Raw genomic sequence first — 15,897 nt, 5'->3', positions numbered from 1 at the left:
GAACGACATGAACCCAAAAGAAAATTACCTGCACGAGTTCTTCAGGATTTTCTTCGCCAACAAGCAACTGGTGAAGCGCATCTTCCTGATCTTTGCAGTGATCGCGCTGTTGCTGCCGCTGTTGCTCAAACAGAGCTTCGATATCACCGCGCAGGTGATCGTGCAGTCGAAAAAACTCTCCCAGGGCGATGCGACCACCTCGCTGACCCAGGACAACGCCACCTTCATTCCGCCATCGCTGGCGGACATGGAAACCGAAAGCAATATTCTCCGTTCGCCGGCGCTGATTCGTCAGACCATCAGCGAACTGCGCGATCAGGGTCAGTACAACCCGCCGCCGGGGATGCTCAGCAAACTGGCCGAACCGTTCAAGCGTTACGTCAGCACGCCACTGCGCGAATATGTAATCAATCCGCTGCGTGATGCACTGAGCATGGAAACCGATCCGGTGCGCGACACGGTGCTGGATGGCTTGACCCAGGAGGCCATCGACAATCTGAAGATCGAAACCCTGCCGGGGTCCAATGTCATTTCGATCGTCTACAGCTTCCCTGATCCCGCCCAGGGCACGACGTTCGTTGCCACGCTGCTGCGCAACTATCTGGTCGATCGTCAGGCGTTGCAATCGATCGAGCTGCCGCAATCGTTCTACGAGACCAAGAAGCATCAGTATCAGGTCCGCCTCGATGGTCTGGAAGGCGCGCGCCTGAGCCTGCTGGAAAGCGTCGGTTCGTCCGATCCGAAAGAGGAAATCACCTTTCGCCTCAACGCGATCAACACCGAAGAGCAGGCACTCAACCTGTATCGCGACCGCTTGCTGCAAAGCCAGCGCTGGCTCGATTACCTGAAAACCAGCCTGGCCACCGCCAACACCAACAAGCTTAACGACTACACCTTTCCGTTCACCTTCACCACGACGGTGGACAACATCGCGTTCGAAGACCGCGAAATCCGGCAGATGGGCGAGGCGCTGACCACTCAGGTCAGCCGCTATATGAATGACCTGGCGATATTTCAGCCCAGCAGCGAACCGATGTTGCTGGCCCGCGAGCAAATTGCCCGCACACGCCAGCAGTTCCTCAAAGTGGTCAACAACCGCATCCAGGAACGCACGATCGACCTGTCGGTGGTCAGCCAGGTCATCGAGCAGAAAACCGCGCGCATTGCCGAGTTCAAGAATCGCATCCATCAATTGCAGCAAACCCAAAGCAAGCTGCGCCAGATGGACACTGAAATCGGCGCATTGCACGCAGCGTTTTCAACCTATGCGCAACGCTTTGCCGAAAGCAGCACGACCCGCGCGCTGGATAACGACTTGTCCAACGCCCGTGTCCTGAGTCCGCCGTATGAACCGACCGAGGCGGCGTTTCCCAAGCCGATGCTGATCATTCCGTTTGGTCTGCTCACCGGTCTGCTGCTGGCCATCGCCTTCGTCTATGTACGTGAGTTCTTCGATCATCGCTTCAAGCATCCTGCGCAAATCAGTCATGAACTGGGCCTGCCGGTGCTGTTGGTGCTCAACGAAGAAACGTCGCAGCCGGGTAATCCGCACAAGAACTGGACCGTGCCGAGCCTGGTTCACTGGGTGCGCAATTGAACGCGGCGTCCACCCCGTGCGTCGCCCTGCCGATCATTCATTTGCTCAGCAGCGGCGGCTTCTACGGAGCCGAGCGGATGTTGCTGGATCATTGCCTGGCGACGCCGGGGCAGCACCAGGTGCTGTTCCTCGACGCGCCAGCCGAGCTGATCGAGCGCTTTCGCGAGGCCGGGGTGGACGCTCGCGCCTGTGCCGGGCTCGGCGGGCTGCTGAGGCATTTGCATCAGCGCCGTGGTGACAAGCCGTTGCTCAACACACACAACTTCAAAGGGCTACTGTTCGGCTGGGTCGGCGCCACTGTGTCGAGCCTGCCGCTGGTGGTCACTCAGCACGGTTTCACCCCGCGCAGTCGCAAGCAGAAGTTCTACACCTGGCTAAGCCTGCAACTGTGCCGCACGGCCTCAGTGAAACGGGTGGTCTGCGTCGCGCAAAGCATCGCTGTGTTGCACCGTCAGGCCGGCGTCCGTGCAGAGAAGTTGCAGGTGATTGCCAACGGTTTGCCAGCGGCGCCAGCGCTGCCGCCGGCACTGGAACGACAACGCTGGCTGGTCGGTTACGTCGGCCGGTTGAGCAGCGAGAAAGGCCCGGATCTGTTTCTCGATGCGCTGATTGCGTTGTGTCACCAGCATCCGCAACTGGACGCCGTGATGCTCGGTGACGGTCCGGAACGTGAGGCCTTGCAGGCGCGTATCGACGCTGCCGGTTTGCAACAGCGGATTCGCTTGCCGGGCTATCAGACGGCGATGCAAGGCTGGTGGCAGCGACTCGATGCGCTGGTGATCAGCTCGCGCACCGAGGGCACGCCGATGATTCTGCTCGAAGCGATGCAGGCCGGTGTGCCGGTGGTGGCGTTCGCCGTCGGTGGCATTCCCGATGTCTTGCAGGATCGCCACAACGGCCTGCTCGCCGCACCGACCGATACCGCCGCCCTCGCCCGTCAGCTCGACACATTGCTGGCCGAACCGCAGCTGGCCGCACAACTACGCGACAACGCCAGACGCACACAACAGGAACGCTACGACCTCAAGGCTTTGGCTGAACGCTGGTCGCAGCTGTACATCCACACGGCACGGGAGGCACGCGCATGATTTTCCCGCTCTCGATCGTCAGCCTGCTGGCACTGGTCTGCATGGCTTTGCTGGTCAGCCCTTATCCGTATCTGGCGCCGGGGGCAGTGCTGGGGCTGCTGGGTTTCACGGTGCTGTACCGCAAACCGTCGTGGGGCCTGCTTGGTATTGCCGCGCTGGTGCCGTTTGAAGGGTTCTTCAAGGACAGCATGTTTTCCGGGAGCAAATTGCTCGGTGCTTCGCTGGCGCTGATCCTGGCGTTGCAACTGGCATTGCATCAGATTCCATCGCAGCGCCTGCGCAGTAATCTGTGGCGCTACCTGATCGGCTTCATGGCGCTGTACCTGCTGAGTCTGCTCGCCACCGACAACATGGGCATGTCACAGAGTCATTTGCGTGAACTGAGCGTGGGCCTGATTCTGTTCGTGATCACCTTGTTGATCGGCCGCGAGCTGAACCTCGATCTGTTCGCCCGGCTGGTCACGCTCAGCGTCAGCGCGACCTGCGCGATGGCGATGTTTTCCAGCAGATTCCAGGACAAGGGCCGCGCCGCCGGCCTGCTCGAAGACCCGAATGCCTTTGCTCTGCTGATCGCCTTCGCCGTGCCGCTGGGCCTGCTGCTGGTGATTCGCAGCCCGAACCTGCTGCAGCGTTTGTTCTGGGCGGGCTGCTGCCTTTTGCTGCTCGGCGGCATGACCAAAACGGAGTCGCGCTCAGGGCTGGTGGTACTGGCCTTGAGTCTGGCGATCGGGGTCTGGCATTACCGCCAGCACCTCAACCGCATCCGTCCGCGGCATTTCGGATTCGCCATGCTCGGCGCCGCCATCGTGCTGCCATTGGCGATCTATGCGATGCCTGCCGGTTATCTGGCGCGCATTCAGTCGCTGAGTATCTTGAGCGCCGGGGCCAAGGCTCAGGATGAATCCCTCGGCCGTCGCGCCTCGTACATTGTCGTCGGCAGCCAGATCATCCGCGAGCATCCGCTGCTCGGCTCGGGCCCCGGGACCTTCCCGTTGCACTATGCGACCACCGGTTATGCCAAGGCATTCTCGGCCAACCGCAAGATCGGCGACCTGTATCGCCGGGCGCATAACACTTATCTGGAGATTTTCAGCGAGTTGGGGATTCCCGCCGGCCTGCTGTTTGTCGGCATGCTCGTGCAGGGTTTCTACAACCTGATCCGCGCACGACGCGAATGGCTGCAACGGCGCGAGTGGCAGCACGCCGACCTGATCACCCATCTGGGAATGAGTTTTCTGTCGTTGACGTTGTTTCTGATGTTTCTCAGCGCGCCGAACCTGAAATACCTGTGGATCATGCTTGCACTGACCTGGGTGCTGCGCCTGAAAGCCGAACAAGCGCCGCTGACGGAGGCCAGAGCATGAGCCGGATCAGCGTCGTCATTCCGATGTACAACGAGGCACGGCACATCGGCCGCACCCTCCTGGCCGCTCGCAAAGCTGCGAACGCCGCCGACATCGACTGTGAACTGATTGTCGTCGACAACGGCTCCACTGATGACGGGCCACAGATCGCCCGCGCATTCGGCGCTCAGGTGCTGGTGCTGCCCGGCCTGCTGATCGGCGCCTTGCGCAATCGTGGCGCAACGGTTGCCAGCGGTGAATGGCTGGCGTTCATTGATGCCGATATCGAAATGCCCGAAGACTGGCTGAGCGAGTTGTTCGCTCTCGAAGCGCAGAATCAGGGCGACATTTTTGGCCTGGACCTGCACACCCCCGCCGCCGCGCCGTGGTACGCGACCGCCTGGCAACGGCGCATGTTGCGTCCATCAGCGCACGCCAGTCGCACCGTGGACTGGCTGCCCAGCGCCAACCTGTTGATGCGCAAACGCTGGTTTGACGTCGTCGGCGGATTCAACGAAACCCTGCGCACCGGCGAAGACAAGGAATACACCTTGCGTCTGAGCACACAGGGCGCTCGGCTGCTGTCGACCAGTAACAGCATCGCCCTGCATTGGGGCTACGAAATGAACTGGCGCGAGTGGATGGGCAAGGAGCTGTGGCGCCAGGGCAGCCACCTGCAGTTGCTGCGCACCCATGGCATGAGCCTGCGCCTGCTACGTTTTCCGCTGCTGTCGTTGCTGGTCTGGATGACGGATTTTCTACTGATCGTTGCCTTGCTCGCCGGCCTCGCGCAGCTCGCGGTGATCCTGCTGGTGCTGACCCTGCTGCCGAGTCTGATGCTCAGCGTGCGGCAGAGTATCAAGCACCACAATGCTCGCCTCACCTTGCAACTGTGGGGTCTGCACTGGTTACGCCTGCACCTGCCCAGCGCGGCACTTATTCTCAGTCTGTGTCATTGGAACGCCAGGAGGCCCGCCCGTGGCTGAATTCATTTTTTGCCTGTGCCTTGTGCTGCCGGCGTACGCCTACATCGGCTATCCGCTGCTGCTGACCTTGCTGGCGCCGCTGTTCCCGGCCTGGCGGCACGCGCCGGCGCCGCCGCTGAACGTCAGCATCGTCATCGCCGCGCACAACGAGGCGCGGCACATCGAGCACAAGTTGCGCACCCTGCTGGCCCAGGATTATCAACCGGCGACGCTGCAGATCATTCTCGCCAGCGACGGTTCAAGCGATGACACCGTGGCCTGCGCGCGCAAAGTGATCGATCCGCGCATCACCGTGCTCGACCTGCCGCGCCAGGGCAAAGCCGCCACGCTGAACGCCGGCGTCGCCGTGAGCAGCGGCGACATTCTGGTGTTCACCGACGCCGACAACCAATGGTCGCGCGACACCCTCGGCCATTTGCTCGCACCGTTGAGCGATCCGCAGGTCGGTGCCTGCGCCGGGCACATGGTGATCCCGGTCACCGGTGGTGGCCTGAGTATTGGCGACAGCCTCTATCGGCATTACGAAGGCTGGTTGCGCCGGGTCGAGAATCGCACCGGCTGCATGGTCTCCGCCGACGGCGCCCTGCTCGCCTTGCGCCGCGAGCTGTTCCAGAACGTACCGGCCGAGGTCAACGACGACTTCTTTATCAGTACCTGCGCGCCGGTCGCGCACAAACGCATCGTTTACGTACCCCAGGCGCAGGTGATCGACCAGGGCGTCGACGAAGCGGGCAAGCAGTGGCGCCGCCGCCAGCGGGTCACCGTCGGCGGCCTGCAAAGCCTGGCGCAACGCAGCGCCCTGCTGAACCCATTCAAGTACGGCCTGTATTCCATCGCCCTGATCAGCCACAAACTGATCCGCCGCCTCGCGCCGATTCTCTTGCTGCCGCTGCTGCTGAGCAATTTCTGGCTGTGGAACGAACACGGTTTCTATCGCCTGAGCCTGGTTGCGCAATTGCTCGGTTACGCGGTTGCCATCGCCGGCCTGCTGGATTCGCAACACCGTTTGCCCAAACCGTTCCGCCTCGCAGCATTCCTGCTGGTGACGCTGGCCGGCATGAGCGTAGGTCTGTGGCAGTTCCTGCGCGGGCAACGCTACGCACAGTGGAATCCTGACCAGAATCGTTGAGAGGACTCATGCCATGGCGATCAAACAACTGCTGAAACGCACCAGCGGCTGGCTCTATCTCAACTCGTCAGTGGGCCGCAACCAGTTGCACGGTGCCGGGGTCATTCTGATGCTGCACCGGGTGCTGGCCAACGACCGTGCCGCCAACCTGCCGCACCGCAATGAATTGTGCGTCGGGCCCAAGGCCTTCGAGCATTTACTGCTGTGGCTGCGTCGGCATTTCGATTGCGTGCCGCTGATGGAAATCCTCCAGCCCAATTCGCTGCGCAGTGAGCGCCCACGGGTGGCGTTGACCTTTGATGACGGCTGGCGCGACAACGCCGTCAACGCCTTCCCGCTGCTGCGGAAACATCAGGTGCCGGCGAGCATTTTCCTCTCTACCGATTTCATCGGCAGCCGCCAGCGTTTCTGGTGGGAAAGCCTTGGCGAAACCCTGTGGGGCAGCCACGGTGAAAAAGCGCGGATGCACTTGATCGAGTGCCTGCAGTTCATGCATCACCCATTGCCGGTACTGCTCGATGACATCGATGTCGACCGCCGCAGCCTGGCGCTGCTGCATTTCCTCCAAGGGTTGAAGACGCTTGACCCGCAGGAACTGGAAAAACTCACCGATGAGTGCCCAGCCGAATCACAGCCGCAAGCGCTGGACTGGCATCAAGTGCGCGCGCTGGAGGCTTCCGGTCTGGTGCGCTTTGGCCCGCACGGTGCCAGCCACGCCATTCTCACCGGCCTTGATGATCAGCGCCTGAACGAAGAAATCAGTCGCAGCCGCGATGCCTTGTACAACGGCTGCAACCGCCCGCTGCCGGTGTATTGCTACCCCAACGGCGACAACGATGAACGCGTGCGCGAGCAGATCGCCAATCACGATTATCCGTTCGCCCTCGGCACCGGCACCGGCATCTATCGCGGCGCAGGCGACCCGCTGAACCTGCCGCGCTTCGGCGTCAGTCAGCGCATCGCGTGCAATCCGGCATTGTTGTCGTGGCGCATTTATCGCGGGGCACGGCCATGAGTCGCGGCAGCTACCTCAAGCATCTGGCCCTGAGCATGGGCACCAAACTGGCAATGATTGCCTTGCGCCTGCTGCGCAATGTGTTGCTGGCGCGGATTCTCGGCCCGAGTGAACGCGGTTTGTTCGCCCTGCTCAGCACTCTGCCGGATCTGATCAGCGCGGCGACTAGCGGCGGTTTGAATTCGGCAGTTGGTTATCAAGCGGCCAATCAGCGGCCGATGGGTTTGTTGCTCGCTCAGGTGTTGGTGTTCGGCTGTCTTCTGGCCGGGCTGCTGACCCTGCTGGTGGTCGCGCTGGCACGAGAATTTGGTAGCGAACTCGATGTGACGATGCAGCTCGGTCTGCTGGCGTGGCTGTTGCTGCTAGCGGTGCCGTTGACCGTCCTTAAGAGCGGCTTGCTGACCTTGCACAACGCGTCGGGCGGCGTGGTCGCCTTCAATGTTCTGCGTCTGATCGAATCCCTCGCGCCGCTGTTGTTGTTTGTTGGGCTGTTCTGGATGTGGAAAGAGGCAGCACTCGAAGCCGCGCTGATCAGTTGGCTGGCCGGCATCAGTCTGGTGGTGCTGGTGGGCTGGATGTGGCTCAAACGCGCGCAACCGCTGCAACTGCAATGGGATCGTGCGAGCCAGAACGAGCTGCTGCGATTCAGTGCACGCAGCCATCCGGACCTGCTGTTTCAACAGATCATTCTGCGCTCCGACTACCTGTTCATCGGCGCCCTGCTCGGCAGTACCGCACTCGGCCACTACGCCATGGCCAGTGCCGCCGCCGAACTGTTGCTGATCGTTCCGGAGGCAGTCACCACACCGCTGATGAAGCGACTGCTGCAACAGGACAAAGGCATGGACAAGGTCACGCCGCTGGCGCTGCGCCTGACCGCCACGGTGATGCTCGGCGCTTGCCTGACCATGGCAGTGATCGGCGAATGGTTGATCGTCACACTGTTCGGCGCGGCGTATCAACCGGCGTATCCGGCGCTGCTCGCGTTGCTGCCCGGCCTGCTGGGCCTGTGCTATGCGAGCATTCTGCGCCTGGATCTGATTGGCAAGGATCGCCCCGGCACGGTGTCGTTGCTGATGGGCATCGGCGCGCTGTTCAACCTGGCGCTGAATCTGCTGTTGATTCCTGCCTTCGGCATTGTCGGTGCAGCGGCGGCTTCATCAATCGCCTATCTGGCGGTGACGGTGGCGATGCTGGTGCTTTACTGCCGCTTGAGCAACGTGCCGTTCTGGCAAACCTTGATCATCCTGCCAAGCGACATCACCCCGATGTGGTTGATGCTGCAACGTCGGAAGACAGCATGAAACGCCTGGGCCTGCTGTTCGGACTCGGCCTGACGCTGAACGCCTACGCGGCGTCGATGCGCTGGGGCGATATCCGCGACGGCAGTTTGTATCTGCAGGCCGATCGCGCGGACACCGTGACCGTCAGCTGGGTGCCGGCGTGGCAGGCAGAGGCTAACGAAGAGCATCTTTACCTGCTCGACGGTCAGGGCAATTTGCAGGGCGAACGGTTGATCAAGGCCAATGAAACCCGTGGCAGCCAGAGCTGGCCGCTGGCACCTGGCGCTGCGAGTTATCAACTGGAGATTCCCGGCTACAGTTTCCGCGGTTACCGGATCGAACATGACGAAAAAACCGTGGCGCTGTTTGCCCCGGCCAAGGTGCATTTCAGCGCGGAAGTACGTAACACCACTGAGCTGTATTTCAGAGTCGCACCCGGCGAACACGCGGTGCTGGCCGGCAAATTCCATGGCGGCGTCAGCGGTTTACAGGCACAGCGGGTTGGCGATGGACAGCAACTGTCATTGGCACTGAAACCCTATCGTGCCTATTGGCAGTTCGATCAAGTCGCGCTGCCCGTCAGCGAACAACCGCAGGTCTGGCGCCTGCTTCTGCAAGGTAGGGGCAAAGCAGCATTCTGGCTCGATGGCACGGCGAATCTGTTTGCGCAGAATCCGCAGCAGCTCAAACCCTTGCAGTCAGAACCGGGGCAGACGCGTCTGACCCTGCACGACAAAGTCCTCGGACGCACGCCGGATCTGGGCATTGCTTTGCCGTACCTCGTGCCGCCACCCGCCAGTCATGCCTTACTTGATGCGCTGAGGCCGGCGGCAGCGAGTTACTACAGCTTCGTTGACGTCACCTCGAAGAATCCACATTTCGAAGACGCGTTCCGACAGCTTTATCAAAATCGCTTCGGCATTCGCCAGGACATCACCCTGCTCGCCGGCACCGGGCGTCAGGCCGATCTGCGTGCCGATGGACAAAGCAACAGCGGCCTCGACGCCTGGCTCGCCGGCACCCGCGCCCTGGGAGGCAAAGGCACGCATTACATCGGTTTCGCCGACGAGCCTAATCTCAACTATTCAAGCTACGAACAATACCGGGCGATCTTCAGCAGCATGGCGCGGCAGGTGCGCAGCGACCCGGCCAACGCCAAGGCCGGCGTGCGCATCGCAATGCCGGCCAGCTCGCGGCTGGTCAACGGGCCGTTCACCGAAAACGCAGCGGACAAGCGCGGCATCGATTGGGCGCGGCGTCTACTCAGTGAATCCGCCGATCAAGTCGATGCATTGGCCTGGCACGAATGGATGATTCGCGACTTGCTGGCGACCCGGGTCTACCGCGACAGCGTACGCCGCGCAGCGGATCTGGTGGGGCTGGACGCTAGAGGTCAACCACACAAAGCGTTGCTGCTGGATCAGACCAATCTGTCCAGTGGCTCAGCCCTGAGCCCCTACGATCAGGAAACCCATTACACCTCTCTGTGGTGGGCCTCGGTGGTCATCAACGCTTCTCAGGATGGCCTGCTGAGCATGCTCAACTGGTTTCAGGCCGCCGACGAACCGCCCTACGGCAAGGGCATGGTGCGCATACATGACGATGGTCGCTTCGAGCTGAAACCGGTGGGTCTTGCCCAGCAATTCATCGCCCGGCATTGGCTGCCGCAAGTGCTGCAACTGGATAACGACGCTTTTGAGGTGGATGTCCTGGCGATGGCCGGCGACGAGCAGCGCGCACTGCTCGGGGTGAACAAAGGCACGCGCCTGCAACGGGTTGATCTGAGCGGCGCCCGGTGCCCGCTGAACCAAAGCGCCCTGCGTTTCTTCGGCGCTGACAATCGTAGCCGCGACGCATCGTTTTCCTGTGAAAACGGGCGCGTGCGTTTTGAATTGCCGGGGCAAACCCTGTTTGCCCTGAACTGGAGCGCTTCATGAACCGCCCTTCGATGTTCTGCCCCGCGAGCTTCTTGCTGTGCGTGGGATCCTCAACAGGAGAAGAGACCATGGATGTATTGCGAAGACTCAGCGGACATATCCGTCGTAAAGGCCTGCGAGCGACCTTGGCGAAGATCCGCAGAATGTACATTTTTGCCCATCAGGAACTGCTGTGGATGGAGCGCGATCTGGTCAGCCCCGTGCCGCCGCACAGCCTCAAACCCTACCCGCCACTGCGCATGCTGAAGATCACCACAAACAACGTCAGCGCCTTTACCCGCTACTTCGGCAACCGCGTCGGTGTCATGGCCGATTTGGCCAGTGACGGTCACACCGGGCATATGCATGTCGACGACAAAGGCGATGCCGTGGCGTTTATCTGGGGCACGCCGCGCGACTATTTCGATCGGCATTACTACCGTTGCCGGTTCCCGGTTAAACCCGGCGAGTTTTTCGAGTTCGGCGGCGAACTGACCCGTGCCTACTGGGGCACCGAATTGTCGGTAGATCTGCAACTGCTTCTGTGGAAAGCCATGGCCGCCCAAGGCTGCCGCAAAGTGGTCGATGTCTGTGACTCGAGCAACATCCCTGCACTCAAGCTGCACCTGCGCATGGGCTATACCGAACAACAGCGGATCATGAATATCTACACGCTGTTCGGCCGCTGGCGCTTCTATCGCGAAACCCGCTACAGCGACTCGCGTCTGGCGGCGCTGGGTAAAACTTCCCGTCCACCTGTCAAAGCAACGGCGGCCTGAACCCATGGTGATGCGATTCGAATGGCGCACGTCCCTGTGCGCTGCAGACTTCCCGGCGACGGCCTACGAGACACTGCGCCTGCGCGTGGCCGACCACACGCCGTTCAACAACCTTGGCTGGTTGTGCGCGGCAGAGCAGGCCCTGGACGAGGATCAGCGCCTGCACATTCTGCTCGGCTGGGAAGCAGAGCAATTGCTGCTGTGCCTGCCACTGGTGGCCAGCCGCGAACGCTTCGCTGGCGTACCGTTTCGCGTTTTGCATCACTTGGGTTATCCAATGGCCGATCGCCTGGCCCTGCTGTCGTTGCTCGGCAGCGAAGACATGCACAAGGCACTGGTGCTGATCCGTAAGCATCTGCCCCATGCGCTGCTGCAACTCAATGAACTGTCGGAACCTGCCGGTGAAGAAAGTGCGCTCACCGAATGGATGGCGCGCAGTTCCACGGCCGAACGACGCCTGAGTTGCCGAGTGCCGGTGCATCTGATCAGCGACGCCGATCATCAGGAGATCTCCGGCGACCCGCGCTACAAGTTGCGTCGGGCACGCAAACGGATTGCCGCATGCGGTGCGCAAGTGCGGCGAATCACTCCCGATGCGCTGTCGATGCCTACGATTTTGCAAGCGCTGCAGGAAGTCGAGTCGGTCAGTTGGAAAGGCGATGAAGGCGTGGGGATTTTCGCCACCGAATGCAGTCGTCAGTGGATGCAAAGCGCTTTCACCGCCCTCGCCGCTCAAGGCCTGGTGCGGGTCGTGACGCTGGAGCTGAACGGCCGCTGCATCAGCTATCGCCTCGGCCTGCTCGAACAGGGCCGGCTCTACGATTACAACCTGGCATTTTTGCCGCAATACGCCGACCTCGGTAGCGGCCGGGTATTGCTGGAGGAATGGATTCGTTGGGGGCTGGATGAACACTGGCGCTGGATCGATGCGTCGCGGGTCAGCCTGGAAAACTCCAGCCATCAACTACACGAACGCATGACCGGGCAACTGGAACACTGGCGCTGGAGTTTCTACTCGTGGCGCCCGAGCGGTCTGCTGCTGGGCCTGGGGCTACGCCTTTGGCACCACATCAAACCGGCCCTGCAAAAATGGCGCGCACCGCGTGCCGGAAACTCGACGGCGGCGAACACATCCGAAATTCAACCGGCAACACCATCCAACACACCTGGGCTAGCGCCTCGGAGGGCATCATGAGCGTCATCGAAAAACTGCTTCTGCGCATCAAACAAAAAGGCCTGCGCCGCACCCTTGGCGCGCTGTGGAAACGTTACGTCTTCGCTCACCGTGAACTGCTGTGGATGGAGCGCGATCTGGTTACGCCGATTGCCCCGAACAAACTGCGCCCCTGCGAAGGTTTGCGCAGAGTCGACATCACCGAGGACAACGCCAAGGCATTCGCCAAGTACTTTGGTGACCGCGTGGAGACCATGGCCGAATTGGCCGCTGAAGGGCATACGGGGCATATGTACCTGGACCAGGACGGTCACACCGTCGGGTTCGTCTGGGCCAGCACTCAAGACTATTACGACCGCCATTTCTACCGCTGCACGTTCCCGGTCAAGCCCGGTGAATACTTTCAGTTCGGTGCAGAAATTACCCGGCACTATTTCGGCAGTAGCTTGACCGTCGATGCACAGACCGCACTGTGGCAAGTCATGTCTGCCCGAGGCTTCAAAAAAGTCGTGGATATCTGCGACAACGCCAATGTACAGGCGCTGAAGATGCATATTCGCCTGGGCTATCAGGAACAAGGGCATATCACGCATGTTTACGACCTGTTCGGGCACTGGCGTTTCTTCCGCGAATCGGACTACAGCAACTCGAGACTGGAGGCGCTGCGCAAGCCGGAAAGACCGGCAGTGACGGTGGCGGCGCAGGCTTGATTCAATCTCAGGATTTGTAGCGGTGGCGAGGCCGCCTTCGCGAGCAGGCTCGCTCCCACACTGGATATGTGCAGTACACAAAACCAATGTGGGAGTGAGCCTGCTCGCGATGAGGCCGGTTGCCGCACCGATCAATCACGCCTTGGTGGCGACCAGGGTAAAACACATCGGCATCTGCGCATCCCGATTCAGATACCGGTCATAAACCTCTTCCCGATTCGAATGCGCATACTCCTTGAAGTGCGCAATGTTCAGCCCCGCCGCAATGGCACCACTGAAAATCGCCCCCAGCGTATGCACAAACCAATACGACTTTGCCGACTGCAGCTCAACCTTGCCGACATAGACAATCGGCTCTTCCTGCACAAACGGCTCGGCGCGGAAGTACGAACTGGCGAGGCAGTAGGGATCTTCCGCATCCGGATCGACCATTTCCAGAAACGGATGGGTTTCGTAGATCACCAGTTTCCCACCCGGTTTAAGGGTCGAAGCGACATGGCGGAAGAACTCGCCGATGTCCGGCATCCAGTTCAAAACACCAATGGTGATCAGCGCCACATCGAAGCGGTTCTGCAACGACGCCGGCAAATGATGGATATCGCTTTCGATGAACTCGGCGCTGTGCGGTGAACGCTTGTTCAGCTCACGCGCCTGCTCGAGAAACGCCGCCGACTGATCGACACCGACCACGCTGCGTGCACCGAGGGCAAACAACGACAGACTCTCGCGACCATTGTTGCAACCCAGTTGAATCACCTCTTTGCCGTCAACCTCCAGCAACCCGCTCAATGTCTCATCAAGGCAAGAGAAATCCGCCTCCGCGACCTCGTTGAGCAAAGCCTGCCAGTCAGGCGAGTCCTGGTGATGGCGTGCGGAATCGTTCCACGCCTGTCGATTGCTCTCGATGGCGGTTTTATTGTTGGGCACTTCCATGGCGCGCTCCGGACGATGCTCGTGATTGAGCGGATCCGAGTCTAGATCAGCCTGCCAATTCTGGTTGTTGCAAACTTGTAAGCCAAACCCTGCGGCAACTCCTACAAAAGTGGAAACTCTTGCCTACAAATACCGAAGATTTTTCAAGGTTTATAGAAGACTTGGCTGACTGCTCACCTGTATCTACTTGGATACAGTCGAGCAATGAATTATCTTATTCGACAAACAGCCGTCTTCCAGGCTTGGCACCAATCGGTTCGAGACCTGCGGGCCAAGGTGGCCATCGCCCGCCGCATTGATCGTGCCTCAACAGGAAATCTCGGCGATGTTAAATCGGTGGGTGATGGCGTATCTGAAATGCGCGTAGATGTGGGTGCAGGCTATCGGGTGTATTTCACGATGCGTAACGGTGCAGTCATCGTTCTATTGGCTGGAGGCGACAAGTCTTCACAAAGAGCAGACATCCGACGCGCACAAAAAATGGCTAAGGAGGTTTAACCATGAGCCAGACATTAACGAATTTCGACGTGGCAGCACTGCTGGACAGTGACGAAGCCATCAGCGAATACCTGTCCCAGGTTCTTGCAGACGGGGATAACGAAGAGTTTCTTCGCGCAATCGGCTATGTGCTCAAGGCGCGCGGGATGACGCAGGTAGCCAAAACTTCTGGCATGGGTCGCGAAAGTCTGTACAAGGCGTTCGCGCCCGGCGCAAAGCCGCGCTTCGAAACGGTTTTGAAAGTTATGCATGCCCTCGGCATCGATCTTTACGCACAACCGGGGCACGTGATCCATCCGGTTTCCTGAACGGAGGAGCAGCCTTCGGCAGCTCCCGTATCGATTCGTGTTGGGCATCCATAAACGGCAATCGCGAGCCAGCAAAGACCTATAGTTTGATTGGCTTGGAATCAGAGCGCGACGTGGCTCTCGTTCAGGCGTTCACGCAAAAACTCGACCAGCGCCTGCACCGGCCTTGAGGCCTGGCGATGCTGTGGGTAAACGGCTGAAAGTGTCAGCGGTTCCGGGCGCAGGTCATCCAGCACCGGCACCAGCCGGCCATCTTTCAACGCCGCGCCAACGATGAAGGTCGGCAGATAAGTAATGCCCATCCCCTGCACTGCCGCATCCCTGAGCAACTCGCCGTTGTTCACGCGCATACGCCCGGTGACATTGACCAACAGCGGCTTGCCCTGCCCCGCATTGAAGCGCCATTGCACCGAACGCCCATGCCCATACGGCAGGCAGTCATGGCTGTGCAGGTCTTCGGGTTGCTGCGGCGTGCCGCGCTCGGCGAGATACGCCGGGCTGGCGCAATACACCCGTTCGATCGACGCGATGCGCCGGGCTATCAGCGTCGAGTCTTCAAGCACGCCGATGCGCAGTGCCAGATCGTAGCCTTCTCCGAGCAAATCCACCGGGCGATCACTCAAGTCCACCTCGACCGTGACCTCGCGATAACGCTGCAAGAACAGCGGCAGCAAACAGCCCAGATGCGCCACGGCAAACGACAGCGGCGCACTCAAGCGAATCGTACCGCGCGGCTCGGCAGTCTGCCCGGCGATGCCTTGCTCGACCTGTTCGACTTCGCCGAGCAGGCGCAACGCCGATTCGTAATAACTCTGCCCCAGCGGGGTGACGTCGAGGCGCCGCGTCGAGCGGTTCAACAAGCGCACGCCGAGGCGCTCCTCCAGTTGCATCAAGCGCCGACTGACGAACTGCTTGGACAGGCCCAGTTGATCGGCCGCTGAGGTGAAGCTGCCGGAGTCCATGACCTGGCAAAAAATACGCATGTCTTCGAACGGGTTCATTGTCACTCTCTGGTGGACAGTTAAACGCTTTATAGCCGCTTTTTCACTTTCAAGCAGCTCATTAATCTGTGCTCACGGTGTTGCTGAGGCCTGAAACCCGGCGCCACAGCAGCCCGCAACTCAGGCAAAAATCAAAA

At 60.5% G+C, this 15,897-nt stretch carries 15 protein-coding genes; 13 read left to right on the top strand and 2 right to left on the bottom strand.

Translation table 11 applies throughout. The annotated features are described in order from the left end of the window. Positions 1–7 precede the first annotated feature (7 nt). The 11 genes from ACRRSD_RS25610 (at position 8) to ACRRSD_RS25560 (ending at position 13,020) form a co-directional block, all read left to right on the top strand. On the top strand, positions 8–1,597 hold the full coding sequence (locus ACRRSD_RS25610) for a GumC family protein (protein WP_127926683.1): 1,590 nt from the start codon (positions 8–10) through the stop codon (positions 1,595–1,597). Beyond that, positions 1,594–2,685 (top strand): glycosyltransferase family 4 protein, encoded by a 1,092-nt coding sequence (locus ACRRSD_RS25605; RefSeq protein ID WP_435036053.1) that lies wholly within the window; start codon positions 1,594–1,596, stop codon positions 2,683–2,685. The genes ACRRSD_RS25610 and ACRRSD_RS25605 overlap by 4 nt, the downstream gene beginning before the upstream one ends. Next, positions 2,682–4,049, top strand: a complete 1,368-nt coding sequence (locus ACRRSD_RS25600) for an O-antigen ligase family protein (RefSeq protein WP_435036051.1) — start codon at positions 2,682–2,684, stop codon at positions 4,047–4,049. Before ACRRSD_RS25605 ends, ACRRSD_RS25600 begins: the two co-directional genes overlap by 4 nt. After that, complete coding sequence (locus ACRRSD_RS25595; RefSeq protein WP_435036050.1) at positions 4,046–5,014, top strand: glycosyltransferase; 969 nt, start codon at positions 4,046–4,048, stop codon at positions 5,012–5,014. Before ACRRSD_RS25600 ends, ACRRSD_RS25595 begins: the two co-directional genes overlap by 4 nt. After that, on the top strand, positions 5,007–6,143 hold the full coding sequence (locus ACRRSD_RS25590) for a glycosyltransferase (RefSeq protein WP_435036048.1): 1,137 nt from the start codon (positions 5,007–5,009) through the stop codon (positions 6,141–6,143). The genes ACRRSD_RS25595 and ACRRSD_RS25590 overlap by 8 nt, the downstream gene beginning before the upstream one ends. Positions 6,144–6,156: 13 nt before the next feature. Next, positions 6,157–7,158 carry a polysaccharide deacetylase family protein gene (locus tag ACRRSD_RS25585; RefSeq protein WP_435036046.1) on the top strand — a complete coding sequence of 334 codons (1,002 nt, stop codon included), beginning with the start codon at positions 6,157–6,159 and terminating at the stop codon, positions 7,156–7,158. Next, on the top strand, positions 7,155–8,462 hold the full coding sequence (locus ACRRSD_RS25580) for an oligosaccharide flippase family protein (RefSeq protein WP_435036044.1): 1,308 nt from the start codon (positions 7,155–7,157) through the stop codon (positions 8,460–8,462). The genes ACRRSD_RS25585 and ACRRSD_RS25580 overlap by 4 nt, the downstream gene beginning before the upstream one ends. Next, positions 8,459–10,378 carry a hypothetical protein gene (locus ACRRSD_RS25575; protein WP_435036042.1) on the top strand — a complete coding sequence of 640 codons (1,920 nt, stop codon included), beginning with the start codon at positions 8,459–8,461 and terminating at the stop codon, positions 10,376–10,378. The genes ACRRSD_RS25580 and ACRRSD_RS25575 overlap by 4 nt, the downstream gene beginning before the upstream one ends. 68 nt (positions 10,379–10,446) lie before the next feature. Beyond that, the gene (locus ACRRSD_RS25570) at positions 10,447–11,136 is read left to right on the top strand and encodes an N-acetyltransferase (RefSeq protein ID WP_435036040.1); all 690 of its coding nucleotides are present in this window, start codon (positions 10,447–10,449) and stop codon (positions 11,134–11,136) included. A 4-nt stretch (positions 11,137–11,140) separates the two neighbouring features. Next, positions 11,141–12,331, top strand: a complete 1,191-nt coding sequence (locus ACRRSD_RS25565; protein WP_435036038.1) for a GNAT family N-acetyltransferase — start codon at positions 11,141–11,143, stop codon at positions 12,329–12,331. Continuing rightward, entirely contained in the window at positions 12,328–13,020 is a 693-nt protein-coding gene (locus tag ACRRSD_RS25560) for an N-acetyltransferase (RefSeq protein WP_435036036.1), read from the top strand. Before ACRRSD_RS25565 ends, ACRRSD_RS25560 begins: the two co-directional genes overlap by 4 nt. Before the next feature lie 135 nt (positions 13,021–13,155). Here the strand turns inward: ACRRSD_RS25560 and ACRRSD_RS25555 are convergent, their stop codons facing one another. After that, positions 13,156–13,953, bottom strand: a complete 798-nt coding sequence (locus ACRRSD_RS25555) for a class I SAM-dependent methyltransferase (protein ID WP_435036035.1) — start codon at positions 13,951–13,953, stop codon at positions 13,156–13,158. Between the two features lie 204 nt (positions 13,954–14,157). Here ACRRSD_RS25555 and ACRRSD_RS25550 point away from each other — a divergent pair, with 204 nt between their 5' ends. Both ACRRSD_RS25550 and ACRRSD_RS25545 read left to right on the top strand, forming a co-directional pair. After that, a complete protein-coding gene (locus tag ACRRSD_RS25550) occupies positions 14,158–14,451 on the top strand; it encodes a type II toxin-antitoxin system RelE/ParE family toxin (protein ID WP_435036033.1) in 294 nt (97 codons plus the stop codon). A gap of 2 nt (positions 14,452–14,453) precedes the next feature. Continuing rightward, on the top strand, positions 14,454–14,759 hold the full coding sequence (locus tag ACRRSD_RS25545) for an addiction module antidote protein (RefSeq protein WP_435036031.1): 306 nt from the start codon (positions 14,454–14,456) through the stop codon (positions 14,757–14,759). A gap of 101 nt (positions 14,760–14,860) precedes the next feature. Here ACRRSD_RS25545 and ACRRSD_RS25540 read toward each other — a convergent pair whose 3' ends face one another. Further along, entirely contained in the window at positions 14,861–15,760 is a 900-nt protein-coding gene (locus ACRRSD_RS25540) for a LysR family transcriptional regulator (protein ID WP_435036029.1), read from the bottom strand. Between the last annotated feature and the right edge of the window lie 137 nt (positions 15,761–15,897).

It is taken from the genome of Pseudomonas neuropathica (genome assembly GCF_051174785.1).
Classification (GTDB): Bacteria; Pseudomonadota; Gammaproteobacteria; order Pseudomonadales; family Pseudomonadaceae; genus Aquipseudomonas; species Aquipseudomonas neuropathica_A.
The sequence above is the reverse complement of the archived record's forward strand: the minus strand, read 5'-3'. Positions and strand labels throughout refer to the sequence as shown.